Source organism: Pseudomonas sp. CC11G, from assembly GCF_056174845.1.
Genome location: NZ_JBWBZC010000018.1, coordinates 85,235 through 109,813 on the forward strand (window position 1 = coordinate 85,235; position 24,579 = coordinate 109,813).

The 24,579-nt window shown below is 61.7% G+C and carries 22 protein-coding genes and 4 pseudogenes; 20 read left to right on the forward strand and 6 right to left on the reverse strand.

Annotation, left to right across the window (positions count from 1 at the left end; all coding sequences use genetic code 11):
* Positions 1-52: 52 nt before the first annotated feature.
* A complete protein-coding gene (locus tag AC0V2S_RS19825; protein WP_475511219.1) occupies positions 53-1,051 on the reverse strand; it encodes an AraC family transcriptional regulator in 999 nt (332 codons plus the stop codon).
* A gap of 361 nt (positions 1,052-1,412) precedes the next feature.
* Between AC0V2S_RS19825 and AC0V2S_RS19830 the strand changes: the two are divergent.
* The 10 genes and pseudogenes from AC0V2S_RS19830 to greB all read left to right on the forward strand — a co-directional run bounded on the left by AC0V2S_RS19830 (position 1,413) and on the right by greB (position 11,014).
* Positions 1,413-2,716, forward strand: a pseudogene (locus AC0V2S_RS19830) (dicarboxylate/amino acid:cation symporter).
* Positions 2,717-3,054: 338 nt separating this feature from the next.
* Positions 3,055-3,804, forward strand: coding sequence for a GntR family transcriptional regulator (locus tag AC0V2S_RS19835; RefSeq protein ID WP_475511220.1), 750 nt, complete (start codon positions 3,055-3,057; stop codon positions 3,802-3,804).
* A complete protein-coding gene (locus tag AC0V2S_RS19840) occupies positions 3,801-5,537 on the forward strand; it encodes a fumarate reductase/succinate dehydrogenase flavoprotein subunit (protein WP_475511221.1) in 1,737 nt (578 codons plus the stop codon). Before AC0V2S_RS19835 ends, AC0V2S_RS19840 begins: the two co-directional genes overlap by 4 nt.
* A gap of 49 nt (positions 5,538-5,586) precedes the next feature.
* Positions 5,587-5,832, forward strand: coding sequence for a 4Fe-4S dicluster domain-containing protein (locus AC0V2S_RS19845; RefSeq protein ID WP_108096737.1), 246 nt, complete (start codon positions 5,587-5,589; stop codon positions 5,830-5,832).
* A 245-nt stretch (positions 5,833-6,077) separates the two neighbouring features.
* The gene (locus AC0V2S_RS19850) at positions 6,078-7,490 is read left to right on the forward strand and encodes an ABC transporter substrate-binding protein (RefSeq protein ID WP_475511222.1); all 1,413 of its coding nucleotides are present in this window, start codon (positions 6,078-6,080) and stop codon (positions 7,488-7,490) included.
* A 132-nt stretch (positions 7,491-7,622) separates the two neighbouring features.
* On the forward strand, positions 7,623-8,387 hold the full coding sequence (locus AC0V2S_RS19855; RefSeq protein ID WP_475511244.1) for an ABC transporter permease: 765 nt from the start codon (positions 7,623-7,625) through the stop codon (positions 8,385-8,387).
* A gap of 31 nt (positions 8,388-8,418) precedes the next feature.
* Positions 8,419-9,237 carry an ABC transporter ATP-binding protein gene (locus AC0V2S_RS19860; protein WP_475511245.1) on the forward strand — a complete coding sequence of 273 codons (819 nt, stop codon included), beginning with the start codon at positions 8,419-8,421 and terminating at the stop codon, positions 9,235-9,237.
* Positions 9,234-10,211, forward strand: coding sequence for a HEAT repeat domain-containing protein (locus AC0V2S_RS19865; RefSeq protein WP_475511223.1), 978 nt, complete (start codon positions 9,234-9,236; stop codon positions 10,209-10,211). Before AC0V2S_RS19860 ends, AC0V2S_RS19865 begins: the two co-directional genes overlap by 4 nt.
* Positions 10,211-10,498: a DUF971 domain-containing protein gene (locus tag AC0V2S_RS19870; protein ID WP_475511224.1), complete on the forward strand. Its 288-nt coding sequence runs from the start codon at positions 10,211-10,213 to the stop codon at positions 10,496-10,498. Before AC0V2S_RS19865 ends, AC0V2S_RS19870 begins: the two co-directional genes overlap by 1 nt.
* A gap of 36 nt (positions 10,499-10,534) precedes the next feature.
* Positions 10,535-11,014 carry a transcription elongation factor GreB gene (gene greB, locus AC0V2S_RS19875; RefSeq protein ID WP_475511225.1) on the forward strand — a complete coding sequence of 160 codons (480 nt, stop codon included), beginning with the start codon at positions 10,535-10,537 and terminating at the stop codon, positions 11,012-11,014.
* A gap of 105 nt (positions 11,015-11,119) precedes the next feature.
* On the opposite strand, the pseudogene AC0V2S_RS19880 reads toward greB, so the two are convergent.
* Both AC0V2S_RS19880 and AC0V2S_RS19885 read right to left on the reverse strand, forming a co-directional pair.
* A pseudogene (locus AC0V2S_RS19880) lies at positions 11,120-13,623 on the reverse strand (ABC transporter permease).
* Entirely contained in the window at positions 13,623-14,306 is a 684-nt protein-coding gene (locus tag AC0V2S_RS19885; RefSeq protein WP_475511226.1) for an ABC transporter ATP-binding protein, read from the reverse strand. Before AC0V2S_RS19885 ends, AC0V2S_RS19880 begins: the two are co-directional and overlap by 1 nt.
* Before the next feature lie 10 nt (positions 14,307-14,316).
* On the opposite strand from AC0V2S_RS19885, the gene AC0V2S_RS19890 reads away from it, so the two are divergent.
* The 3 genes from AC0V2S_RS19890 to AC0V2S_RS19900 all read left to right on the forward strand — a co-directional run bounded on the left by AC0V2S_RS19890 (position 14,317) and on the right by AC0V2S_RS19900 (position 16,299).
* Positions 14,317-14,922 carry an arylesterase gene (locus AC0V2S_RS19890; protein WP_475511227.1) on the forward strand — a complete coding sequence of 202 codons (606 nt, stop codon included), beginning with the start codon at positions 14,317-14,319 and terminating at the stop codon, positions 14,920-14,922.
* 58 nt (positions 14,923-14,980) lie between these two features.
* Positions 14,981-15,262 carry a hypothetical protein gene (locus tag AC0V2S_RS19895; RefSeq protein ID WP_475511228.1) on the forward strand — a complete coding sequence of 94 codons (282 nt, stop codon included), beginning with the start codon at positions 14,981-14,983 and terminating at the stop codon, positions 15,260-15,262.
* A 77-nt stretch (positions 15,263-15,339) separates the two neighbouring features.
* Positions 15,340-16,299: a L,D-transpeptidase family protein gene (locus tag AC0V2S_RS19900; RefSeq protein WP_475511229.1), complete on the forward strand. Its 960-nt coding sequence runs from the start codon at positions 15,340-15,342 to the stop codon at positions 16,297-16,299.
* A 268-nt stretch (positions 16,300-16,567) separates the two neighbouring features.
* On the opposite strand, the gene AC0V2S_RS19905 is transcribed toward AC0V2S_RS19900, so the two are convergent.
* Positions 16,568-16,819 (reverse strand): Lpp/OprI family alanine-zipper lipoprotein, encoded by a 252-nt coding sequence (locus AC0V2S_RS19905; protein ID WP_122450457.1) that lies wholly within the window; start codon positions 16,817-16,819, stop codon positions 16,568-16,570.
* Between the two features lie 450 nt (positions 16,820-17,269).
* On the opposite strand from AC0V2S_RS19905, the gene AC0V2S_RS19910 reads away from it, so the two are divergent.
* Both AC0V2S_RS19910 and AC0V2S_RS19915 read left to right on the forward strand, forming a co-directional pair.
* Positions 17,270-18,535, forward strand: a complete 1,266-nt coding sequence (locus AC0V2S_RS19910) for a hypothetical protein (RefSeq protein ID WP_475511230.1) — start codon at positions 17,270-17,272, stop codon at positions 18,533-18,535.
* A 19-nt stretch (positions 18,536-18,554) separates the two neighbouring features.
* Positions 18,555-18,824 (forward strand): GNAT family N-acetyltransferase, encoded by a 270-nt coding sequence (locus AC0V2S_RS19915; protein WP_108096718.1) that lies wholly within the window; start codon positions 18,555-18,557, stop codon positions 18,822-18,824.
* A gap of 59 nt (positions 18,825-18,883) precedes the next feature.
* Here AC0V2S_RS19915 and AC0V2S_RS19920 read toward each other — a convergent pair whose 3' ends face one another.
* Positions 18,884-19,957 (reverse strand): 3-deoxy-7-phosphoheptulonate synthase, encoded by a 1,074-nt coding sequence (locus AC0V2S_RS19920; RefSeq protein ID WP_475511231.1) that lies wholly within the window; start codon positions 19,955-19,957, stop codon positions 18,884-18,886.
* A gap of 172 nt (positions 19,958-20,129) precedes the next feature.
* Entirely contained in the window at positions 20,130-20,552 is a 423-nt protein-coding gene (locus AC0V2S_RS19925; RefSeq protein ID WP_475511232.1) for a PilZ domain-containing protein, read from the reverse strand.
* Positions 20,553-20,586: 34 nt separating this feature from the next.
* On the opposite strand from AC0V2S_RS19925, the pseudogene AC0V2S_RS19930 reads away from it, so the two are divergent.
* From AC0V2S_RS19930 to cysB, 5 genes and pseudogenes are all read left to right on the forward strand, one after another.
* Positions 20,587-20,945 (forward strand): annotated as a pseudogene (locus AC0V2S_RS19930) (YbbN family protein).
* Entirely contained in the window at positions 20,945-21,913 is a 969-nt protein-coding gene (locus tag AC0V2S_RS19935) for a putative 2-dehydropantoate 2-reductase (RefSeq protein ID WP_475511233.1), read from the forward strand. Before AC0V2S_RS19930 ends, AC0V2S_RS19935 begins: the two are co-directional and overlap by 1 nt.
* 7 nt (positions 21,914-21,920) lie before the next feature.
* The gene (locus AC0V2S_RS19940) at positions 21,921-22,826 is read left to right on the forward strand and encodes a 5'-nucleotidase (RefSeq protein ID WP_475511234.1); all 906 of its coding nucleotides are present in this window, start codon (positions 21,921-21,923) and stop codon (positions 22,824-22,826) included.
* A gap of 113 nt (positions 22,827-22,939) precedes the next feature.
* The gene (locus AC0V2S_RS19945) at positions 22,940-23,443 is read left to right on the forward strand and encodes a universal stress protein (protein WP_475511235.1); all 504 of its coding nucleotides are present in this window, start codon (positions 22,940-22,942) and stop codon (positions 23,441-23,443) included.
* 124 nt (positions 23,444-23,567) lie between these two features.
* A pseudogene (gene cysB / locus AC0V2S_RS19950) lies at positions 23,568-24,541 on the forward strand (HTH-type transcriptional regulator CysB).
* The last annotated feature ends 38 nt before the right edge of the window (positions 24,542-24,579 follow it).

Genomic DNA, 24,579 nt, shown 5'->3' on the forward strand with positions numbered 1-24,579 from the left:
TAGGTTGGGTTGAGCCAAAGGCGAAGCCCAACATGTCGGTCCCGAGTGGAGATCAATTCTCCTGCGCGCGATACGCCCCAGGCGTCAGCCCCGTCCACTTTTTGAATGCCCGATGAAACGCCGACGGCTCGGAAAACCCCAACTGCTCGGCAATATCCTGAATCGGCAGGTTGTCGCGCCCCAGGTGGTAAATCGCCAGGTCGCGGCGCAGGTTGTCTTTGAGTTCCTGAAAGCTCGACCCCTCTTCGCGCAAATGCCGGCGCAAGGTCTGCGGGCTCATATGCAGTTGCTGCGCGACCGCTTCCAAGTCTGGCCAGCTGGCGCAGTCGCGACCGAGCAGGCGGCGGATCTGGCTGATCAAACTGTCGCCGCCATCGGGGCGGGCCAGCAGGTCGGCGGGGGAGTGTTCGAGAAAATGTTTGAGCGTGCGTTCGTCCTGCAGCAACGGCATTGCCAGGTAGCGCGCCTGAAACAGCAGGCTGGTGCTGCCGGCCGAAAAGCGCCGGGCGTTGGGGAACAGCAGATCGTATTCGGCGCTGTGGGCAGGCTCCACATGGCGAAACGTGGCTTCCTGCAAACGAATGCGCTGGCCGATCAGCCAACTGGCCAGGCGATGCCAGATCACCAGCAGGCTCTCCACCAGAAAGTGGTCGGGGTCGATCATCGTCGAGTCGTCCACGGTCAGCCGCGCCCAGTCGCCTTCGCGGGTCAGGGTAATTTTCGGCGCCTCGTCGAACAGGCTATAGAACAGGGTGCCGCGCAGCAGGGCCTTTTCCAGGGTGTGGCAGTGGATCAGCGCGTAACACATCATCGCGAACGTGCCGGGCTTGCTACGGGTGCGGCCAAAACCCATGTACTCGTCAGCGAGCCGTTCCCACAGCAACTGCATCAGCCGGGCGAACTGCTCCGGCGCCACCCGCGCGCGCGGTTCATCCAGCAGCGCCGGCTGAATATTCACCTCACGCAGAATGGCCGAGCAGTCCACGCCCTGACGTTCGGCGCCACGCAAGGCGGCGCGGACGAAATGGCTGGCAATGGTGCGTTCACGCATGGGTAGGCTCGGGCAGAAAAAGGCTGGTCGATGGTAAGCAGGGTGGTGGGCGGGAACAAGCTTCCCGACCTCGGGCTATGCTTTTTCTAGGCGGGTTCCTGCACAAGCGTGGGGGATATCCGCCAGTGCCTGGCGGAAACCCGCCAAATTAAGCGCCGTTTTGCTCGGGGTTTGTTTTCAAGCTGCTGTATTTAAAGGGATTTATACGAATTTATAAGGATGGCATGACCTCTGCAATAAGCGCTGCAGGCCTGCACAACACGCAGGCTGGCCAACAACAAATCCCTCCGGTTAAGGAGGGTTAGCGCACAGGCAGCGCGCGCATCCGGAATGATGCCGTGCGGTCGTTGAGGAACATGCCATGACCCGCAAACCGTTCTACAAAATTCTCTATGTTCAGGTGCTGATTGCCATCGCCATCGGCGTATTGCTTGGCCACTTCTACCCAGACACTGCCGTCACCCTCAAGCCGCTCGGCGACGGGTTCGTCAAACTGATCAAAATGATCATCGCCCCCATCATCTTCTGCACCGTGGTCACCGGTATTGCCGGTATGCAGAGCATGAAGGCCGTCGGTAAACCGGCGGGTACGCGCTGCTCTACTTCGAAATCGTCTCCACCATCGCCCTGCTGATCGGCCTGTTCGTGGTCAATATCGTGCAGCCAGGTGCTGGCATGCATATCGACCCGGCTTCCCTGGATACCTCGGGTATCGCCGCTTACGCCGATGCCGGCGCCAAGCAGAGCACCATCGAGTTCATCATGAACGTGATTCCGGCCACCGTGGTCGGTGCGTTTGCCGGTGGCGACATCCTGCAAGTGCTGTTCTTCTCGGTACTGTTCGGCTACGCCCTGCACCGCGCCGGTGACTACGGTCGCCCGGTGTTCGAATTCATCGAGCGCATCTCCCAGGTGTTCTTCGGCATTATCGGCGTGATCATGAAAGTCGCCCCGCTGGGTGCCCTCGGCGCCATGGCCTTCACCATTGGTAAATACGGTGTCGGTTCGCTGGTGCAGCTGGGTTATCTGATGGCGTGCTTCTACGTCACCTGCTTGCTGTTCGTGCTCGTGGTGCTCGGCGGTATCGCCCGTTTCCATGGCTTTAGCATCCTCAAGTTCGTGCGCTATATCCGTGAAGAACTGCTGATCGTGCTCGGTACGTCGTCGTCGGAAACCGCGCTGCCGCGCATGATCGACAAGATGCAGAAACTGGGTGTGAACAAGTCGGTGGTGGGTCTGGTGATTCCAACCGGCTACTCGTTCAACCTCGACGGCACCTCGATCTACCTGACCATGGCCGCCGTGTTTATCGCCCAAGCCACCGACACCCACATGGACATCTCCCACCAGATCGCCCTGATTCTGGTGCTGCTGATTGCCTCCAAAGGTGCAGCAGGCGTGACCGGTAGCGGCTTTATCGTACTGGCCGCCACCCTGTCCGCCGTCGGCCACCTGCCGGTTGCCGGTCTGGCGCTGATTCTGGGTATTGACCGCTTTATGTCTGAAGCGCGCGCGCTGACCAACCTGGTCGGTAACGGCGTGGCGACCATCGTGGTTGGCAAATGGTGTGGCCAGGTCGACAACGAAACGCTGCAGCGTGAGTTGAACCAGGGCGCCACAACGGATGTAGTCGTAGAAGGCGAGAGCAAACCCGCCCACGGCTAAATCCGGCTTACCGTTTTACTGCCCCTTCACGAGAGGGGAAGCTTCTCAGCCCGTCCTCGACGGGCTTTTTTTGCTCGCTCGAAAAGCCAAAGCCCCTCTCCCCAGCCCTCTCCCGCGAGCGGGAGAGGGGGCTTGAACGAGTAGCAAGGGAGTATCTCGATTGGATTCCCCTCTCCCGCTTGCGGGAGAGGGGCTAGGGGAGAGGGCTGGGCGACACTCGATTTCCTGCCATTTTCCGTTCATATGCATATGCCATAAAAATCCTTGCCGCCTCGCCCTTATGCTCCTATCTTCTCGTCACAACTTGTTATAACAAGTAACGCTTCGCGAGAAATGAAATGGCTGAATTGATCCCGCTGTCCCCAGTCCCGCTCTACACCCAGCTCAAAGACGTGCTGCGCGCCCGCATCCTCGACGGCACCTACCCGGCCCTCAGCCGCATGCCGTCGGAAAGCGAGCTGGGCACCGCTTTTGCCGTCAGCCGCATCACCGTGCGCCAGGCGCTGGGCGATCTGCAGAAAGAAGGGCTGATTTTCAAGATTCACGGCAAGGGCACCTTCGTGGCCAAGCCCAAAGCGTTCCAGAACGTCAGCACCCTGCAGGGCCTGGCCGAGTCGATGCGGCAGATGGGTTACGAGGTGATCAACCGCCTGATCAGCGTAAAGCACATCCCGGCTTCGCCGCGGGTTGCCGAAACCTTGCAGCTAGAGGAGGGCGCGCCGGTCACCGAGATCAAGCGTGTGCGCCTGGTGAACCGTGAGCCCATTTCCCTGGAAGTGACCTACGTGCCCGCGCACCTCGGTCAGCGCCTGGAAAAGGCCGATCTGGTCACCCGCGACATCTTTCTGATTCTGGAAAACGACTGCGGCATTGCTCTGGGCCATGCGGACCTGGCCATCGACGCCATCCTCGCCGATGCCGACCTCACCCGCGCGCTGGAAGTGGAAGAGGGCGCGCCGATCATGCGCATCGAACGCCTGACCCACGACGATGCCGGCACCCCGCTGGATTTCGAATACCTCTACTACCGCGGCGATGCCTTCCAGTACCGCCTGCGCAGTGACCGTCACAAGGGCCGCCACGTATGAGCCAGTACCCAACCATCGAACGCGAGTACGACATCGTCATCATCGGCGGCGGCACCGCCGGCCCCATGGCGGCGATCAAGGCCAAAGAGCGCAACAAAAACCTGCGCGTGCTGCTGCTGGACAAAGCCAACGTGAAACGCAGCGGCGCTATCAGCATGGGCATGGACGGCCTCAACAACGCCATCATTCCCGGCCACGCCACGCCCGAGCAGTACACCAAGGAAATCACCGTGGCCAACGACGGCATCGTCAATCAGGCCGCCGTGTACGCCTACGCCACCCACAGTTTCGAAACCATCGAGCAGCTCGACCGCTGGGGGGTGAAGTTCGAAAAGGACGAAACCGGCGACTACGCGGTAAAGAAAGTGCATCACATGGGCGCCTACGTGCTGCCGATGCCCGAAGGCCACGACATCAAGAAAGTGCTGTACCGCCAACTCAAACGCGCCCGGGTAGAAATCACCAACCGGGTAATCGCCACCCGCTTGCTGACCGACGCCGAAGGCACGGTAAACGGCGTGATGGGTTTTGACAGCCGCACCGCCGACTTCCATGTGATCAAGGCCAAGGCCGTGATCCTCTGCTGCGGCGCCGCCGGCCGCCTGGGTTTGCCGGCGTCCGGTTACCTGATGGGCACCTACGAGAACCCGACCAACGCCGGCGACGGTTACGCCATGGCGTACCACGCCGGTGCCGAACTGGCGAACCTCGAGTGCTTTCAGATCAACCCGCTCATCAAGGACTACAACGGCCCGGCCTGCGCCTACGTCACCGGCCCGCTCGGCGGCTACACCGCCAACAACAAGGGCGAGCGCTTTATCGAGTGCGACTACTGGAGCGGCCAGATGATGTGGGAGTTCCACCAGGAACTCGAAAGCGGCAACGGCCCGGTGTTTCTCAAACTTGACCACCTGGCCGAGGAAACCATCCAGAACATCGAAGAAATTCTGCACAGCAACGAGCGCCCCAGCCGTGGCCAGTTCCACGCCAACCGCGGCACCGACTACCGGCAGAGCATGGTGGAGATGCATATCTCCGAGATCGGCTTCTGCTCCGGGCACAGCGCCTCGGGCGTATGGGTGAACGAAAAAGCCGAGACCTCGGTAAAGGGTCTGTACTCGGCCGGCGACATGGCCGCCGTACCGCACAACTACATGCTCGGCGCCTTCACCTACGGCTGGTTTGCCGGCACCAACTCCGCCGACTACGTGGCTGAGCGTGATTTCACCGAGCTGGACGCCGAGCAGATCGAACGCGAACGCGCCCGCGTGTATGCGCCGCTGCTGCGCGAACACGGCCTGCCGCCGGCACAGGTGGAATACAAGCTCCGGCGCTTTGTGAACGACTATCTGCAGCCGCCGAAAGTGACCAAGAAAATGCAGTTGGGCCTGGACCGGTTTGCCGCCATCGAACAAGACCTGGACCAGCTCAAAGCCAACAACGCCCATGAGCTGATGCGCGCCCTGGAAGTCAGCGTGATTCGTGACTGCGCCGAGATGGCCGCGCGTGCCTCGCTGTTTCGCACCGAAAGCCGCTGGGGCCTGTACCACCACCGTGTGGATCACCCCATGCGTAACGACGCCGAGTGGTTTGTGCATTGCCACCTGCACAAAGGCGCGGACGGGCAGATGACCAGCTTCAAGAAGCCGGTGGAACCGTACCTGATCGCCCTGGATGACGAAGAGCAGCAGGCCTACAACCGCCTGCGGGTAAAGGCCGAAGCGGCCGCCTGATTTTCAGAACAGAAAACGAGAGAGCCAGAGGCTCCGAGGACACCGTGTCATGGCCTATCAGCCCCAGGAAATCTTCTTCCGTAGCAACGCGCCGGTCACCATCGACGAAGACAAATGCATCGCCGAAAAAGGCTGCACGGTCTGCGTCGAGGTCTGCCCCATGGACCTTCTGGCCATTAACCCGGCCACCCAGAAAGCCTATATGGCGTTCGACGAGTGCTGGTACTGCATGCCTTGTGAAAAGGACTGCCCGACCGGGGCGGTGAAGGTCGAAATTCCGTATTTGCTGCGTTGACGCACGACCCAACTAAAAACACCCGTCGTCCCAGCGAAGGCTGGGACCCAGAATTTCGGATGTTACGCAGAGCGGCGTACGACGCGAGATTCTGGATCCCCGCCTGCGCGGGGATGACGGTGGAGTTCGAAAAATTACCGCCATCCGCCAAACACGGACGCCTTGCTTGCACCACCCCCTCGTTTCCCACCACCAAAACCGTGGCGGAGACGATTCAAATAACCATGATTCGAGGGGATTTACCCATGCACTTGCGCACCAAACTCGCCGGCCTCGCGCTGGCCATCGGCCTGGCTTCCACCCAGGCCCAAGCCGAAACCATCCGCATCGCCATCGGCACCCAGGACACCACCATCAACTGCGCCACCGGCGGCCTGTTGATTCGTGAACTGGGCCTGCTGGACAAATACCTGCCGCACGACGGCAAGTACAAAGACGCCAAGTACGAAGTGGAGTGGAAGAACTTCACCAGCGGCGCGCCGCTGACTAACGAAATGGTCGCCGGCAAACTGGACTTCGGCGCCATGGCCGACTTCCCCGGCTCTTTCAACGGCGTGGCATTCCGCGATGCCGGCAAGCAAAGCCTGTTTATCAGCGTGCTCTCGGGCAGCACCACCGGTAGCGGCAACGGCATCGTGGTGCCGGCCGCGTCTTCAGTGCAGTCGCTGGCGCAGTTGAAGGGCAAGACCATCTCGGTGCCGTTCGCCTCCACCGCCCACGGCATGCTGCTGCGCGCCGTCGCCGCGCAAGGCTGGGACCCGGAGAAAGACGTGAAGATCATCGCCCAGGCGCCGGAAATTGCCGGCTCGGCGCTGCGCAGCAACCGCATCGATGCCCACGCCGACTTCGTGCCGTTCGCCGAGTTGTTCCCCAACCGTGGCTTCGCCCGCAAGATTTACGACGGCTCGCAAGCCAATGCGCCGACCTTCCACGGCGCCCTGGTGGCCGGCGACTACGCGAAGAAATACCCGGAAATTGTCACCGCTTACCTGCGCGCCAGCCTGGAAGCAGACCAGTTGATTGCCGCTGAACCGGAGAAATACAGCGAGCTGATCGAGAAGGTCACCGGCGTTGAAGCCGAAGTGAATTACCTGTTCCACGGCCCGCTTGGCCTGCAAACCCGTGACCTGACCTGGAAGCCGGAATACCGCAAGGCCGTGGCCACCGCCATCGACACCCTCAAGCTGCTGAAGAAGACCGACAAGGGCCTGGACGTCGACCAGTTTGTGGACGACCAGTACATCCGCGCCGCCTTCAAGCAGTCCGGTCTGGACTACGACAAAGCCCTGGCCAACTACGCGCCGGCACCGCTCAAGGCCAATGACGCCATCACCGGCAAACCGATCACCGACTTCAAGCGCCTGGCGCAGATCTGGGTTCGCGGTGAAGAAAAAGTGCGCCACTACAGCTCGCCGGAAGAAGCGCTGAAAGCGTTGGCTGACCTGGAAAAAGAAGGCAAAGACATCCGCGCCATCTATGCCCAGGCCGCCGACAGCGGCATCAAGTTGCTGGCCAGCCAGGCGTGGTTTGTGCGCAACAGCAAGGGGGAGTTGAGTGCTTTTCTGCTCAAGGACCAGGCGCAGCAATTTGCCTCGGCGAATGGCGGCACGGCGTTGGATTTTGCCAGTGTCAATCAGCAGGCCGTGGTGGGGCTTTGATGTGATTGCCTGATGGATCACCGCGCCTGGATCCCTGCCTGCGCAGGGATGACGGGGGTTTTGGTAACGAACACCGTCATCCCCGCGCAGGCGGGGATCCAGAATCGTGCAGGAGTACGCAATGACCCGTTTATACCGCTGGCCCCTGCGCTGACCTCGCTCGCCCTCTGCCTGCTTTTCTGGCAAGTAGCGGCCAGCCAGCGTCTGGACTTCGGCCTGCTCACCTTCACCTACGTGCCCACCCCAAGCTCGGTAGCCCAGGCCGCCGTCGCTCTGGTGGAAAGCAGCAAACTCTGGGCGCACCTGTCCAGCAGCCTGTTGCGGGTGTTCGCTGGCTACGTTACGGCGGCGCTGTTCGGCGTACTGCTGGGCGTGGCCATCGGCCGCTGGAAATGGGCCGAAGACACACTCTTGCCGCCGCTGGAAGTGCTGCGTCCGATTCCGGCCGTAGCCTGGATTCCCTTGGCAATCCTGATGTTTCCCTCGTCGGAACTGTCGATGGTGTTTATCACCTTCACCGGCGCGCTGTTCCCGGTGTTGCTCAACACCGTGCATGGCGTGGAAGGCGTCGACCCACGGTTGATCGCTTCGGCGCGCAGCCTCGGCGCCGGGCGTTGGGCGATTCTGCGTGAGGTGGTGTTGCCGGGCGCCGCGCCGAGCATCGTCACGGGCCTGGCCATCGGCATGGGCACCTCGTGGTTCTGCCTGGTGACGGCGGAGATGATCTCCGGGCAGTTCGGCATCGGCTACTACACGTGGGAGTCGTACACCATTCAGAACTACCCGGACATCATCGTCGGCATGCTGCTGATCGGCGTGCTGGGCATGGGCAGCAGTGCCCTGGTCAAACACCTCGGCGGCCTGCTGACGCCCTGGTACCGGGGAGCCAGCCGATGAGCAGCCAGGAACATTTCTATCGGCCGGGCGTATCGACGTCGAGCGCCTGACCATCCGCCTTGGCGAAGGCGCGCAGGCATTCGAGGCCGTGCAGGCATTGGATTTCAACATTGCTGCCGGCGAGTTCGTGTGCATTCTCGGCCCGTCCGGTTGCGGCAAGTCGACCCTACTGGGCGCCCTGGCTGGCCATCTGCAACCCAGTGCCGGGGTGCTGAAGGTAGATGGTGAAGTGGTGGACGGACCATCACCGGCGCGCGGCATGGTGTTTCAGCATCACACGCTGCTGCCGTGGCGCAGCGTGCTGGATAACGTTGCTTTCGGCTTGAAGATGCAGGGCCTGAACAAGGCCGCGCGGCAACAGCAGGCGCGGGAGTTTCTCGGTCTGGTGGGGCTGCAGGATTTCGCCACGCGTTGGCCCAATCAGCTGTCCGGCGGCATGCAACAGCGCGCGGAAATCGCCCGGGTGCTGATCAATCGCCCGCGTCTGTTACTGATGGACGAACCCTTCGGCGCTCTCGACGCGCAAACGCGCGGGCGCATGCAGGAACTGTTGCTGGAAATCTGGGGACGCATCCGCACCACCGTGGTGTTCGTCACCCACGATATCGACGAGGCGTTGTTTCTCGCCGACCGCATTCTGGTGATGAGCCCGCGCCCCGGCCGTTTTATCGAAGACCTGCGCCTGGACTTCGCCCGCCCGCGCCGCGCCGAGCTGCTCACCAGCCCGGCCTTTACCCACCTCAAACGCCATTGCCTGGAACTGCTGCGCCACGAAGAAGGACGCGAGCTGCCACGCCTGACCCCGCTGGGTTTGCCCAGCGATCACCCGCCATTGCGAATAGCCCTATGACCGATCTCACGACTGATCTCTTCACAGAAAATGCCGACATCCTCGACCTGCAACCGCGCCTGCAAAGCAGCGACAGCGGCGTGCGGCGTATCGCCCTGATTGACCTGGCCGACCTCGAAGAGCCGGACGGTTTGCCCTGGCTGATCCATGCCCTGAGCCAAGACAACGCCGCCGAAGTACGCAGCGAAGCCGCCCGGTTGCTCGAAGGCTGGGAGGAAGAAGACGTGGTCGGCGCCCTGTGCGCCGCCCTGGCCGACGCCGATGACGCGGTGCGGGCTGCCGCCGCGCAAAGCCTCAGCGAACTGAAAACTGCCGAAGCCGGGCGAGTGATTCTGCCGTGGGCGGCGCATGCCGATGCGTTCGTGCGGGCCAGCGCGTTGCGGGCCCTGCGTGAACTGCGCTTGGCCGACAGCGCGCCGGTGGCCTTGCTGGCGCTGAACGACAGCGATGCCTTTGTGCGCCGCGAAGCCGTGGGCATTCTTGGCTGGCTCAAGCAGCACACCGCGCTGGCGCAACTGGCACGTTTGGCCAGCGACGATCAGGACGCCGAAGTGCGCCGCGCCGCCACCGGCGCCTTGGGCTTGGCGCGCGATGCCAGCGTGCTGCCGGCGCTGCAGGCCGCGCTGCAAGACCCGGCCTGGCAAGTACGTGAAGAGGCGGCGACTACCTTGGGTAAAGTCGGCCTCGCTGCCGCCGGCCCCATCGTGCTGACAGCCCTGCAAGACGACTACTGGCAAGTACGCCTGCGCGCCGCCCGCGCCCTGGGCAAGCTGCGCTTTGCCGGCGCCCTGGCGGCACTGATCGAGGTGCTGGGCCACAGCATCAGCAACCTGCGTAAAGAAGCCGCGCTGGCGCTGGGCGAGCTGGCCGATGTCAGCGCGCTGCCAGCGCTGCAGGCCGCCGAACACGACAGCGACCCGGAAGTGCGCAAAGCCGTGCGTATCGCCATCGCCCAATTGCAGGCGGTGCACTGATGGACGCCCCGGTAGCCCTGCGCAATCGCAAGCAGGAGCGGCAGTTGCAGATCGAGTGGGCGACGGGCGACGCCATCGAACTCAGCCACGCGCGCCTGCGCGGCGCCTGCCCGTGCTCGGGGTGCCGGGCCGGGCGGTTGGGCGGGCGGATTGCGCTGGTCGATGACAGGGTGCAGATCACCGCCATTCATCCGCAGGGTTATGGCGTGCAGTTGGTGTTCAGCGACGGCCATGAGCGCGGCATTTATCCCTGGGAGTATCTGCACCAGCTGCAGGGTGTGCGTTAAGATCGCGCGTCTTAACGTCACTCGGTACACCCTAGCGTGAGCACGCAAATCATCACCGTCGAAGGCCATGAAGCGCTAAAGCAGGAGCTCGACTACCTGTGGCGGGTCAAACGCCCGGACACCACGCAGAAAGTCACCTGGGCCGCCTCGCTGGGTGACCGCAGCGAAAACGCCGACTACCAGTACAACAAGAAACTGCTGCGCGAAATCGACCGCCGCGTGCGCTATCTGCGCAAGCGCCTGGAAGACATGCGTGTGGTGGCGTACTCGCCGGAGCAGGAGGGCAAGGTGTACTTCGGCGCGTGGGTGGAAATCGAGAATGACGAGGGCGTTACCAAGCGTTTTCGCGTGGTCGGCTACGACGAAATCCACGGCCGCAACGACTACATCTCCATCGACTCGCCGATGGCGCGGGCGCTGTTGAAGAAAGAAGTGGGCGATGAATTTATGGTGGATACGCCCGAGGGCGAGAAGTGGTGGTGGGTGAATACCATCGAGTACGTGAAGCCCGAATAACTCGGTGTTGACCCCCTGTAGGAGCGAGCTTGCTCGCGAACCTGCGCAACACCATGATCGGCGTGTGCAGCATTCGCGAGCAAGCTCGCTCCTACGAGTAAGGCGTCAGCCTTCTCTGAGCACCGTAAGCGGGCTCGCATTCAACGCGCGGCGCGTGCCGATCACCCCGGCGCTGCCCACCAGCAACGCGCCGATCAGCGGCAACACCAGCAACCACCAGTGCGGCGCCCAGACCATGTCGAAGGCAAAGCGGTAGAGCAGAAAACTCACCAGCTCACTGCCCAGCGCCGCCAGCAAACCACTGGCCACACCCAACACACCGAACTCGGCCAGCCGCGCCCGTTGCAGCACCTTGCGCTCGGCACCCAATGCCCGTAGCAGCGCGCCCTGACGAATGCGTTCGTCCAGGGTGGCCTGCAGGCCGGCGAACAACACGGTAAGCCCGGCCGCCAGTACGAACAGCAGCACGTACTCCACCGCCAACGTCACCTGCGCGAGGATGCTGCGCAGCTGCGCCAGAATGGCTTCGATCTGCAGCAGCGTTACCGCCGGAAAGGCACGGGACAGTTCCACCAACTGCTGCTCTTGCTGCGGCGGCAGGTAGAAGCTGGTCAGGTAGGTGACGGGCAGATCTTGCAGGGTGCCTGGCTCGAAGATCATGTAGAAGTTGGGCTGGAAGGTGTCCCAGTCCACTTCGCGCAGGCTGGTGACCAGCGCTTCACGGTCAAGCCCACCGACGTTGAATTTCAGCCGGTCACCGAGTTTCACCTTGAGGCTTTCGGCTAGTTTGCTTTCGATGGATACGCCCGGCAGCTCGGCGTTTTTATCCGCCCCCCACCAACTGCCGGCCACCAGCTTGTTGCTCACCGGCATATCGGCGGCCCAGGTCAGGCTCAGGTCGCGGCGTACGGCGCGGTCGCCGGTGGAGTCTTTGCTCACCACTTCTTTTACCGCCTGGCCGTTGATGGCCGTCAGACGGCCCGGCACCACCGGGTACAGCGGGGCAGGGTGGGGCGACAGTTTGGTCAGTTGGGCGGCGAAGGCGTCTTTGTCGGCCGGCAGCACATTGAGGGCGAAGTAGTTCGGGGCGTCTTTGGGCAATTGCTGTTGCCAGTTATCCAGCAACTCGCCGCGCAGCAGCGCGATCAGCGCCATGGACAGCAGAATCAAGCCGAACGCCAACGACTGCCCGGCCGCTGCCAGCGGGTGACGCAGCAACTGGCCAAGGCCCAGGCGCATCGGCAATGGCGCGCCGGCCAGCAGACGGCGCAGGCCTTGCAGGCTGAGCACCAATGCGCCGCCGAGTACCAACGCTGCTACAAGACCGCCGCCGAGCAGGGCGAGGGTGAGCGGCAGGTCGAGGCTCAGGCGCCACATAATCAGGGTCAGCGCACCGAGCGCCGCGCCGTACACCAGCCAGGAGCTGGGTGGCACGGGCATCAGGTCGCGACGCAGCACGCGCAATGGCGGCACGCGGCCCAACGCCGCCAGCGGTGGCAAGGCAAAGCCGGCGAGGGCGACCAGGCCGGTGGCAATCCCGGCCACGGCCGGCATCACGCCGCCGCTAGGCACGGTCGCCGGCAGCAGGCCGCCGAGTAGATAGAACAAGCCCAACTGCCCAAGCCAACCGAGCAGTGCGCCGAGGCCGCTGGCGACGATGCCAAGCATGGCCAGTTGCAGGGTAAATACGGTGAGCGCCTCGCGGCGCGACAGGCCCAGGCAACGCAGCAGAGCGCTGGCGTCGAACCGTTTGGCGGCAAAGCGGGCGGCACACAGGGCCACTGCTACGCCGGCGAGCAGCACGGCCGCCAGGCTGGACAGGTTCAGGTAACGCTCGGCGCGCCCAAGCGCACCGCCTACCTGACGATTGCCGTCGCGCGCGCCTTCGATTTTCTGGTTCGGCGCGAGCGTCGGTTTGAGGGCCTGGCGATAGCTTTCCAGATTCTCGGCACTGCCGGTCCACAGTTCGGCATAACGCACCCGGCTGCCGGGCTGGACGACGCCGGTGGCGGGTAGGTCGTCGAGGTTCATCAGCAGGCGCGGGGTGAGGCTGTAGAAGTCGCCGGCGCGGTCTGGCTCATAAGTGAGCACGCGGCTCAGCCGCAAGGTTTTGGCGCCGACATCGACGCTATCGCCGACCTTCACATTCAGCGCGACCAGTAGCCGCGCTTCTACCCAGGCTTCCCCCGGTTGCGGCCGCCGCCGGTGGTTTCTTCGCCATAGGGGGCGAGGGCGCTTTTCAGCTGACCGCGTAGTGGATAGGTACTGCTGACGGCTTTTACGCTGGCCAGTTGAATGCCTTCATCGCCGGCAATCACGCTGGAGAATTCGACCAGTTGCGCATGGTGCAGATGCTGTTGGTTGCCGGCGTCCAGTTGCGCCTGGCTGGCCGGTGAACTGCCGGTCAGCAGCATGTCAGCGCCGAGAAACTCGGTCGCGCGCAATTGCATCGCCGCGTTCAGGCGAGCGCTGAAAAAGCCGATGGCGGTACTGGCGGCCACGGCAATCAGCAGGGCAAAAAACAGCACGCGCAACTCGCCGGCGCGGGTGTCGCGGCGCAGTTGGCGAGCGGCGAGGTTCAGCAGACGAGTGAAGGGGAGGCCGGTCATCAGGCGGGTTCGCCTTGCACGATATGCCCGGCTTCCAGGCGGATGCGCCGGTGGCAGCGTTGCGCCAGGCGCTCGTCATGGGTGACCAGCACCAAGGTGGCGCCGCGCTCCTGGTTGATTTCAAACAGCAGGTCGCTGATGTGCTCGCCGGTGTGGGTGTCGAGGTTGCCGGTGGGCTCGTCGGCAAACAGCACCGCCGGCTCGGCGGCGAAGGCACGGGCGATGGCGACACGTTGCTGTTCGCCGCCGGAGAGCTGGCGGGGCGTGTGGGTCAGGCGTTTGCCCAGGCCGACGCGTTCGAGCAGCGCACGGGCACGCTCGCGGGCATCGCGGTGGCCTTCAAGCTCCAGCGGCAGCATCACGTTTTCCAGAGCGTTCAAGCTGTCGAGCAACTGGAACGACTGGAACACAAAGCCCACATGCTCGGCCCGCACGCGGGCGCGCTGGTCTTCGTCGAGGGTGTTGAGGATGTGGCCGGCGAGGGTGATTTGGCCTTGGCTGGGCAAGTCCAGGCCGGCCAGTAAACCGAGTAGAGTGGATTTCCCCGAACCGGAGGTGCCGACGATGGCGAGGCTGTCGCCGCGGGCGAGGTCGAGGGAGAGATCGTGCAGGATGGTCAAATCGCCTTCCGCGCTAGGAACCACTTTGCTAAGGTTCCGCGCAGTAAGAATGCTCGCAGTCATGGAGATTCCAATGCGTACATGGTGGGTAACCAGTGCCCTGGTCGTAATGCTTTGGGCACAAGGGGCGGTGGCAAGCACGGTGCTGGTCGTCGGCGATAGTATCAGCGCCGGTTTGGGCCTGGAAACCAGCCAAGGCTGGGTCAACTTGTTGCAAAAGCGCCTGGAAGAGGGCGGTTTTGCGCAGAAAGTGGTGAATGCGTCCATCAGCGGCGACACCAGCGCCGGAGGCCTCGCGCGGCTGCCGGCGCTGCTTGCAGAGCATAAGCCGGCCTTGGTGATCATCGAGTTGGGCGGCAACGATGGCCTGCGTGGTCAGGCGCCCGCGCAATTGCAACAAAACCTTGCGTCGATGGTGGAACAGTCGCAAAAGGCCGGGGCCAAGGTGCTGGTGCTCGGTATGCGGTTGCCGCCCAACTACGGCGAGCGCTACAACAAGGCGTTTGCGGCGGCGTTCAGCAATCTGGCCAGCGAGAAACAGGTGCCACTGGTGCCGTTCTTCCTGGAGGGGGTTGGTGGAGTGCCGGAGTTGATGCAGGCGGATGGGATTCACCCGACTGCGGCAGCACAAACCAAGCTGCTCGATAACGCCTGGCCTACCGTCAAACCTTTACTCTGAGGGAGCTTTTTTATGCGCCATCTTTCGGCTAAGGTGGCGCCGTCTCCAGGAGCCTTCAATGCCGCGCCCCGCTTGGTCCTTACACGCGTATCAACTGATCGAACCAGACGAGCAGCTCGACCTGTTCGCCTGCCGTGAAGTGCGCGTGCACCTGGTGGCCCGGCAACTCGAATTGAGCGGCTATGCCGACCGTACCCTGTGCGGTGGTTTGCTGCCGGCCCAGCCCAAATGGGTGAATTTCGATAAACCGCAACTGCGTGACAAACGCCTCTGCCCGGCCTGCTTTGCCACCTTGCAAGCCCAGCGCGAGGGCGACCGGCCGCAGTGGCCGGGCTACTAGGCCCCTCCCGGCCTGGGTTGCGCGCGTGTACAATCGCCTTCTTTTACCTATTCGCTAAATCAGCCAAGGATCACCGGATGTTGTCGCGCGCTCCTGCAGTCGCCCGTTCCCTGTCACTCGCCGCCTTGTTTGCGGTCGGCCCTGCCGCAGCGCTGGAATTCCCGCTGCCGCCACCGGGCGAAGACATCATTGGCCAGGTTCAGGTCATCACCGCCAAGTACGAAGACACCTTCGCCGACATCGGCGTGGCGAACGATCTGGGCTACCTGGAAATGGTCGCGGCCAACCCGGGCGTCGACCCATGGCTGCCAGGCGCCGGCACGCAGATCATTCTGCCAACCCGGTTTGTGCTGCCGCCGGGCCCGCGCGAAGGCATTGTGATTAATCTGGCCGAGTACCGCATGTACTACTTCCCGAAAGGGGAGAACGTGGTGCACACCTACCCGCTGGGTATCGGTCGTGAAGGCTGGGGCTCGCCGATCAACCTGACCACCATCACCGCCAAAACCCCGAATCCTGCCTGGTACCCGCCAGCCTCCATCCGCGCCGAACACGCCGCCGATGGCGACCCGCTGCCGACCGTCGTCCCGCCAGGGCCGGACAACCCGCTGGGGCCGTTCAAGTTCAGCCTCGGTTTGCCGGGTTACCTGATTCACGGCTCGAACAAGAAATTCGGCATTGGTATGCGCGTCAGCCACGGTTGCTTCCGCATGCTGAACAACAACGTGCTGGAACTGGCGAAGATGGTGCCGGTGGGTACCAAGGTGCGCATCCTCAACGACCCGTACAAGTTCGGCGTGAGTGGCGGCAAGGTCTACCTCGAAGCCCACACCCCGCTGGACGACAACGGCAACCCGTCGGTCGTCGACAAACACACCGCCGTGATCAACGCGCTGCTCAAGCGCGAAGACCTGACCAACAGCGTCAGCCTGGACTGGGAAGTGGTGCGTGATGTGGTCGCCGCCGAAGATGGTCTGCCGGTCGAAATCGCGGTACCGGGTACCGTAATGGCCAATACGGCGCCAGTAGTGCAGTAAGCCTTACCCATACAAAAAAGCCCGCTGCCGGTTAACCCGCAGCGGGCTTTTTTGTTTTGATCTTCCCATCTATGCCATCACGCCGCTCGAGATCGAGCGAGCTAGAGCGAGGCAAGGCAAAAATGCTTTTTAAAGCGCAGTGGGCTGTAGCCCATGAGCATTTAAAAAGCATTTTTAACGCCGCCCCGCCGACGCGCAGCCGATCGTTGCCAAACGACACCCAAAAAAAAGCCGGATCGCTAGGACCCGGCTTATAGCGCGAAGGCTATTACTTGCGGCTGGCTTTTTCCAGCATACGAGCGGCGCGCTCGTTGGCTTCGTCAGCAGTTTGCTGAGCCTTCTGAGCAGCGGCCAGAGCCTCGTCAGCTTTGCGGTAAGCTTCGTCAGCACGAGCTTGAGCGCGAGCTGCTGCGTCTTCAGTAGCAGTCAGGCGAGCTTCGGTTTCTTTGGTGGTGCTGCTGCAACCGGTAGCCAGAACGGCAGCCAGAGCCAGAGCAGACAGTTTCAGAACGTTGTTCATCGTGTTCCCCTTAAGGTGCATTTTTTTCCATAAAGCAACTGCCCCGAGCTCGAGGTATTTGCCGGTCTACATACTACTCATTACTTGTAGTAAGTAAACGGACCGAGCGCCAGCGTTCCATATTTTTTTGGTGAAAATGAGCGGTATGTAAGCAAGTGGTAATAAGCCTGGATGAAAAATATCCAGTTGCGCCCAGGGCTTGTGCATTTACGACATTCAGCCACCCCGGGGTAGCGGTAGTTGCCTGCTACACACTTGCGCGACTAATTCGGCTATTAGCCGCGTAACTTTCAAGCACAAATAGCCGATTTCGAGTTGCACTTCACACGCCTTAATACCCCTGGCGTTAGCGGTGAAATCCCCCAGTAGCTGGCACTTTGCCGGCCTGTTAAGCTGCGGCAATCCAGACCTAGCGCATCGTGCGTGTCGTTGAATTACAAGGACGTCGTCGTGACCAAGATTTTGAAATGGGGTTTGCTCTCGGCGCTTGCCATTGCAGTGTTAATCAAGCTGTCACTGTGGTTATCGGTGCGTTCAATCATGAACGATGCCATCGCCCAGTTATCGCCCATTATGGATATCAGCTACGGCGGCATTACCTCTTCTTTCGACGGCCGAGTGGGTCTGGAAAAACTCGTTATCCGCGTGCCAGCCCTGGGTGACAGCGTGCGCGTCGAGCATGCGCAATTGAAGTTCAATGGCTTGGGCGAGTTGTTGCGCTTCAAGGAAAGTCTGGCCCAGGGCAAGTTCCCCGAGCAACTGGCGCTGAACTTGAAAGGCTTGGCGCTGGATGTGCACGGCCCCTTTATGCAACAGCTCTACGACGCGCCAACCGAGCGCAGCCTGTTTACCGCCATGAGTGAAGTGAACTGCGGCAAGGTACGTTTTATCGGTACTACCGAGCTACTGGATATGGGCTACCGCACCTTTGAAAGCGATGCGGAAATCTCCTATCTGTTTTCGCCGGCACAAAAGACGCTGCACTTTTCCATGACCTCCGATACCCACGATATGGGTGAATTGAAGGTCAGCATGGCCCTGGCCAATATGTCGGATAAACCCGGCGATATGCGCGCGCATCCACCGGAGTTGTCGTTGGTAACGGTTGAAATCAATGACAACCAATACCAGCGCAAAGTGCAGGAGTACTGCGCCGGCAAGCTGAGCCTGACCACCGAGGCGTACCTGAAAACGGCGGTGGAGCAGTTCGACAAGGTGTTGCGCAGCCAGCGTATTGCCCTGGATGCGCCGGTGCTCGAGGCCTATGGCCGTTACCTCAAAGACCCGCAATCGCTGCGCCTGGAGCTCAATCCGAACGAGGGCATCAGCTGGGAGGGTCTACAATTTTTCGAGCCCAAGGATGTGCTCGGCATGCTGCATCCTGCGTTGCTGATCAATGGCGAGCTGGTCACGCCGCTGGGGTTTGCCTGGTTTGACCCCAATGCGCTGAAGCACACATTGGCCAATGACTTGGTCGTTGCAGAAAGAGTTGAGTCAAATGCGCCGACGCCGCAATATGACTTCGTTGATGTGGCCAGCCTGCCCAAATATGCTGGCAAGCGTTTGCAGTTCGTTACCCATGACGGTACTTATTATCAGGGTGTGCTGCACAAGGTGGAGAACGGCAAAGCCTATCTGAGTGTCCAATTTGGCATCGGGTCTGCGGAGATGTTTCTGCGCTTGGATAAGATCGATAAGGTAAGGGTCATGTTCTAAGGCCCGTTGAGGAGTTGTGATGAGCGAGGCGCTGTCTATCAACCATGACCAGGCAGGTCATCAATTCGAGACCACTGTGGACGGTGACCGTGCTTACCTTGCCTATATGGACCTGGGTAAGCAGACGCTCGATATCTACCGCACGTTTGTGCCCAACTCACTGCGTGGTCGTGGCATTGCTGCTGCACTGACCGAGCGGGCGCTGGAATACGCCGAACGCATGGGCTACACCGTGATTCCATCGTGCTCCTACGTGGAGCGCTATATGGAACGCCGCGATCGGCACTGATCGCACGCACAAAAAAACGCCGGGCTAAGCCCGGCGTTTTTGTTTGCGCCTTACGCCACTTAACGTTGGCGGTTAGGCAGCACAGCCTTGAGCTTGCTGTGCATGCCCAGCAGGGTTTTCTCGGTGGTGTCCCAGTCGATGCAGGCATCGGTGACCGACACGCCGTACTTCAGCGCATTGAGGTCTTTAGGGATCGACTGGTTGCCCCAGCCCAGATGACTTTCCACCATCAGACCAACGATGGACTGGTTGCCCTCGAGAATCTGGTTGGCCACGTTCTCCATCACCAGCGGTTGCAGCGCCGGGTCTTTGTTGGAGTTGGCGTGGCTGCAGTCGACCATGATGTTCGGGCGAATGCCGGCTTTGTTCAGCTCTTGCTCGCAGACGGCCACGCTCACCGAATCGTAGTTCGGCTTGCCGTTACCGCCGCGCAGCACCACGTGACCGTAGGCGTTGCCTTTGGTGGTGACGATCGACACGCCACCTTCCTGGTTGATACCCAGGAAACGGTGCGGGCTGGACACCGACTGCAGGGCGTTGATGGCTACCGTCAGGCCGCCATCGGTGCCGTTCTTGAAGCCGACCGCCGAGGACAGGCCCGAAGCCATTTCCCGGTGGGTTTGCGATTCAGTGGTACGCGCGCCAATGGCCGACCAGCTGATCAGGTCCTGCAGGTATTGCGGGGAGATCGGGTCGAGCGCTTCGGTAGCGGTCGGCAGGCCCATTTCGGCCAAGTCGAGCAGCAGCTGGCGACCGATATGCAGACCGTCCTGAATCTTGAAAGAGTCGTCCAGGTACGGGTCGTTGATCAGGCCTTTCCAGCCGACGGTAGTACGAGGCTTTTCAAAATAAACGCGCATGACCAGATACAGCGTGTCCGACACCTCGGCAGCCAGCACCTTAAGGCGCTCGGCATACTCGTGGGCAGCCTTGATGTCGTGGATAGAGCAGGGGCCGACTACCACGAACAGGCGGTGGTCCTTGCCGTCGAGAATATTGCGGATCACCTGACGGCCCTGCACGACGGTGTGCAGCGCGGCTTCAGTCAGCGGGATTTCACGCTTGAGCTGGTCGGGGGTGATCAGGGTGTCGTTGGAGGCGACGTTAAGGTCGTCGATCGGTAAATCAGCCATCGTGCTACTCGTTAGTCAGTCGTCAGTCAGATCACGGGTGTTGGCCGCCAGCCATCTCCGAGCGACGGAGCGCAGCGTTGAGCGTAACGGGGTGGGAACCTTAGCGCGTACGGCCGGCCTCGACAATGGGGCGTTAGTGCATAAAAGGCCGAATCTGGCGGGATAGCGGGCCTTATTGCAGGCCGCTGAAGGAGGAAAAGCTGGCGGCGTGTTCGGCAATCCATTCTTTGGCGATGGCTTCCACCGGCAGTGGCTGGCCCAGTTCCTGTTCGCGCAGATGGCGGTAGTGCTCGATCTGGCAAACCTGTTCCACCATTCGCGCGCGAAATAGTGTTTCTTCATCAATAAAGGCGATGCCCACCAGGTAGTCTTCCGGCAGTTTCCTGCACCAGGCCACTACACCGGTGTAGCGGGCCTGCTCGCCGAGCAGCGGAATGCGCAGCTCCACGGCAGTACCCCGGCGAAAACCTTTGGGGGAATTGCAGGCCACGCCACCGAGGCTGATATTGTGCAACCGCTGGCGGGGCAGGAAGGCGTGCTTGCGCTGGACTAGCTCAACTGGCATATCACTGGGATGACGCAAAAACTGTCGCATTACGGCAAAACTCCACTACATCGGATGATGGCTTATGGACATCACTGCTAGCAGTATAGCCAGGCAATCCGAGCTGACGGATTTTGATGCCGATCGCTTATTGCTCGACTGGCCTGGCACTTCGCTTGTGGTATTTACCAGCATAGGTTGTGCCAGTTGCCGCTGGGCGCGCCGCGAGCTCCCGGAAATGGGGCTGCCGGTGGCCCGCCTGGGCTGGATCGATGCCGCCAATAACGGCGGGTTGGTCGAACGTTATGAGGTTTTTCATTTGCCTGCGCTGTTTGTCGTGCGCGATGGTCAATTTTCGGCGCGATCTCTGCGCGCCTGAGTCTTGCTGAGCTGAGCGCCGCCATTGACGCGGCCTTGGCCCGTACACCCGAGGAGCTTCCCTGATGTCTGCAACTCACTCTCCACATAGCGGGCCGCGTATCGGCATCATTGGTACTGGCGCAATTGGTGGGTTTTACGGGCTGATGCTGGCCCGGGCCGGTTTCGACGTGCATTTCCTGCTGCGCAGCGAATATGCGGCAGTGGCTGAGCGCGGTCTGCAGCTCAACAGCGCCGTGCATGGTGCACTGACGCTGGCAAACGTTCAGGCATATTGCAATGCCGCCGACATTCCGGCCTGCGACTGGCTGCTGGTTGGCGCCAAAAGCACCAGCAATGCCGATCTGGCGCCCCTGATCGCCAAAGCGGCGGCGCCCAATGCCAAGGTGGTGCTGCTGCAGAACGGCCTGGCGGTGGAAGAGGGCTTGCGGCCGTTGCTGCCAGAGTCCCTGCATTTGCTCGGTGGCCTTTGCTATATCTGCGTGCATCGTTCCGGCCCTGGCATCATCGAACACCAATCGCTGGGCGGCGTGAACCTCGGTTATCACAGCGGCCCGGCCATTGACGCCGCGGCCCAGCTGGCGATATCCGAAGAGGGCGCGGCGCTGTTCAAAGCGGCGGGGCTCGACTCCACTGCCATGCCCAATCTGGCCCAGGCACGCTGGCAGAAGCTGGTGTGGAACGTGCCGTATAACGGCCTGTCAGTAGTACTCAATGCCGGCACCACGGCGCTGATGAAGCATGGTGAAACCCGTGCGCTGATCCTCGCCATCATGAAGGAAGTGATTCAAGGCGCGGCGGCCTGCGGTTACGCCATTCCCGAGGTGTTCGCCGACAAGCTGCTGGCCTCCACCGACCGCATGCCCGACTACCTGCCGAGCATGTACCACGACTTCGTGGAAAAACGCCCGCTGGAGCTGCAGTACATCTACGCCGAGCCATTGGCCGCCGCCGAACGCGCCGGTGTAGACCTGCCGCGCATTCGCGCCCTGGCGCAACAGCTGGCCTTTATCGATTCACGCAATCTGGGGTGAGGTGCTTATGAGCAAGGGACTGGCAGACAAACTGGTATTGGCGATTTCCTCGCGGGCGCTGTTCGACCTGCGCGAAAGCCATAGCATCTATGAAAGCGAAGGCGTGGAAGCCTACCGCCAATACCAGATCGAGCACGAGGAAGAGATCCTTGCGCCGGGCGACGCCTTTCCCCTGGTCGAGAAGCTTCTGGCCCTGAACACCACCCTCGGCCAGCAACGGGTCGAGGTCATTCTGGTCTCGCGCAACAGCGCCGACACCGGGTTGCGGGTGTTCAACTCCATTCAGCACTACGGCCTGGGCATTTCCCGCGCCGCCTTTGTCGGCGGCCGCAGCCCGGACCCGTACCTCGCCGCCTTCGGTTGCCACCTCTTTTTATCGACCCACGCCGAAGACGTACGCAGCGCCCTGCGCGCCGGCTTTGGCGCGGCCACCATTCTCTCCGGCGGCGCCCGGCGCGCGGCCAGCAACGAGCTGCGCATTGCTTTCGACGGTGACGCGGTGCTGTTTTCCGATGAGTCCGAGCGCGTTTACCAGTCCGGCGGCCTGGTGGCGTTCCAGGCCCACGAGCGCGAGTCGGCCCGCGAGCTGCTCGGTGGCGGGCCGTTCAAGCCGTTTCTGGCGGCGCTGCACAGCCTGCAACAGGAATTCCCGCAAGAGAGCTGTCCGATTCGCACCGCGTTGGTCACCGCCCGTTCGGCGCCGGCCCATGAACGGGTGATTCGTACGTTGCGCGAGTGGAACATCCGACTGGATGAGAGCTACTTCCTCGGCGGCCTGGAGAAAACCGCCATTCTGGAAACCTTTGGCGCCGATGTGTTTTTCGACGACCAGGCTGGTCACTGCGAAAAAAGCCGCGAAGTGGTCGCCACTGGCCACGTGCCCCACGGCATCAGCAACGAGCCGCAGCTCTAGTCTCCCGGCCCTTTTAACTGCCCGTTCGTCTTGGACTGCTAACAGCGGCTGGATTTATAGCCATCGCTGCTAAGCTCAAAGCCAGGCCGTTATGAATGCAGTTAGGAGGCCGCATGATTCGCTCAATTCTTTACGCCACCGATTTAGGCCTGTACGCCCCATACGTGTTGCAGCATGCCCTGGCCATGACCCGCGCCTTCAAGGCCGATCTTTACGTGGTGCATGCGGTAGAACCCATGGGGTTGTTCGCCGAATCGGTACTGAAAACCTACCTGGATGAAGCGGTACTGACGGAAATTCGCACCAATGGCCTGAGCGGGGTGCTGGCCAGCATTGAGCAGCGGGTGTTCGAAGGTTTTCGCGACGAGATGGGGGACGCTCAGCACGACATGGAGCTGGTGCGCGCCGTGCGCGTGGTGCAGGGCGACCCGCCGCAAGTGATTTTGGCCGAGGCGCAGCGTTTCAATGTCGACCTGCTGGTGGTCGGCAGCCACAGCAGCCACAGCGCGGCGCAGGATATTCCGTTGGGGCGCACCGCCACCCGGCTGGTGCAATTGGCGGAGGTGCCGGTGTACCTGGTGCCCATGCTGCAACACCGTACTCGGGCAGAGACTTGAGCGCGGCTAAGTGAAAGGCGGCATATGCAAAGAAATAGTCTAGATTTAGCCTTCTAACCTCTACTATGGTTATATAACGCCTTTGGCGTCATCTGCGTCGCCTTTTCAGCTTTGAGGGATATTTATGAAGCTCCAGCAACTGCGCTACATCTGGGAAGTCGCGCACCACGATCTCAACGTGTCCGCCACGGCGCAGAGCCTGTACACCTCGCAGCCCGGCATCAGCAAACAGATCCGCCTGCTGGAAGACGAGCTGGGCGTCGAGGTTTTCGCCCGCAGCGGCAAACACCTCACCCGTGTCACCCCCGCTGGCGAACGCATCATCACCACTGCCGGCGAAATTCTGCGCAAGGTCGAGAGCATCAAGCAGATCGCCCAGGAATTCTCCAACGAGAAAAAAGGCACGCTCTCCATTGCCACCACCCACACCCAGGCGCGTTACGCCTTGCCGTCGGTGATCAGCAACTTTATCAAGCAGTACCCGGACGTTGCCCTGCACATGCACCAGGGCTCGCCGACGCAAATCGCCGAAATGGCGGCCGACGGCACCGTAGACTTCGCCATCGCCACCGAAGGTCTGGAGCTGTTCAACGACCTCATCATGATGCCGTGCTACACGTGGAACCGCTGCGTGGTAGTGCCCCAGGGCCACGCCCTGACCAAGCTTCCCAAGCTCACTCTGGAAGCGTTGGCTGAATACCCGATCGTGACCTACGTCTTCGGTTTTACCGGCCGTTCGAAACTCGACGAAGCCTTCAGCCACCGCGGCCTGACACCGAAAGTGGTGTTTACCGCCGCCGACGCCGACGTAATCAAAACCTACGTTCGCCTGGGCCTGGGTGTGGGCATCGTGGCCAAGATGGCGGTGGACGCCAAGCTCGATCCGGACCTGGTGGTGCTCGATGCCAGCGAGCTGTTCGAGCCAAGCGTGACCAAGATCGGCTTCCGTCGCGGCACCTTCCTGCGTGGCTTTATGTGCGACTTTATCGAGAAGTTCGCCCCGCCCTGACCCGCGAAGTAATGGCCAAGGCTGTGCAGTGCCATAACAAAGTGGAGCTGGAAGAGTTGTTCCACGGCGTGGAATTGCCGGTGCATTGATCGCAATCAGCAACATAAAAGGCGCCCCAGCGGGCGCC

Coding starts and splice junctions, on each gene's coding strand:
- AC0V2S_RS19920 (WP_475511231.1), bottom strand. CDS start 19,957: ATGGCTGATTTACCGATCGACGACCTTAACGTCGCCTCCAACGACACC.
- AC0V2S_RS19825 (WP_475511219.1), bottom strand. CDS start 1,051: ATGCGTGAACGCACCATTGCCAGCCATTTCGTCCGCGCCGCCTTGCGT.
- AC0V2S_RS19915 (WP_108096718.1), top strand. CDS start 18,555: ATGAGCGAGGCGCTGTCTATCAACCATGACCAGGCAGGTCATCAATTC.
- AC0V2S_RS19850 (WP_475511222.1), top strand. CDS start 6,078: ATGCACTTGCGCACCAAACTCGCCGGCCTCGCGCTGGCCATCGGCCTG.
- AC0V2S_RS19900 (WP_475511229.1), top strand. CDS start 15,340: ATGTTGTCGCGCGCTCCTGCAGTCGCCCGTTCCCTGTCACTCGCCGCC.
- AC0V2S_RS19935 (WP_475511233.1), top strand. CDS start 20,945: ATGTCTGCAACTCACTCTCCACATAGCGGGCCGCGTATCGGCATCATT.
- AC0V2S_RS19945 (WP_475511235.1), top strand. CDS start 22,940: ATGATTCGCTCAATTCTTTACGCCACCGATTTAGGCCTGTACGCCCCA.
- AC0V2S_RS19890 (WP_475511227.1), top strand. CDS start 14,317: ATGCGTACATGGTGGGTAACCAGTGCCCTGGTCGTAATGCTTTGGGCA.
- AC0V2S_RS19905 (WP_122450457.1), bottom strand. CDS start 16,819: ATGAACAACGTTCTGAAACTGTCTGCTCTGGCTCTGGCTGCCGTTCTG.
- AC0V2S_RS19835 (WP_475511220.1), top strand. CDS start 3,055: ATGGCTGAATTGATCCCGCTGTCCCCAGTCCCGCTCTACACCCAGCTC.
- AC0V2S_RS19940 (WP_475511234.1), top strand. CDS start 21,921: ATGAGCAAGGGACTGGCAGACAAACTGGTATTGGCGATTTCCTCGCGG.
- AC0V2S_RS19870 (WP_475511224.1), top strand. CDS start 10,211: ATGGACGCCCCGGTAGCCCTGCGCAATCGCAAGCAGGAGCGGCAGTTG.
- AC0V2S_RS19845 (WP_108096737.1), top strand. CDS start 5,587: ATGGCCTATCAGCCCCAGGAAATCTTCTTCCGTAGCAACGCGCCGGTC.
- AC0V2S_RS19925 (WP_475511232.1), bottom strand. CDS start 20,552: ATGCGACAGTTTTTGCGTCATCCCAGTGATATGCCAGTTGAGCTAGTC.
- AC0V2S_RS19895 (WP_475511228.1), top strand. CDS start 14,981: ATGCCGCGCCCCGCTTGGTCCTTACACGCGTATCAACTGATCGAACCA.
- AC0V2S_RS19885 (WP_475511226.1), bottom strand. CDS start 14,306: ATGACTGCGAGCATTCTTACTGCGCGGAACCTTAGCAAAGTGGTTCCT.
- AC0V2S_RS19840 (WP_475511221.1), top strand. CDS start 3,801: ATGAGCCAGTACCCAACCATCGAACGCGAGTACGACATCGTCATCATC.
- AC0V2S_RS19865 (WP_475511223.1), top strand. CDS start 9,234: ATGACCGATCTCACGACTGATCTCTTCACAGAAAATGCCGACATCCTC.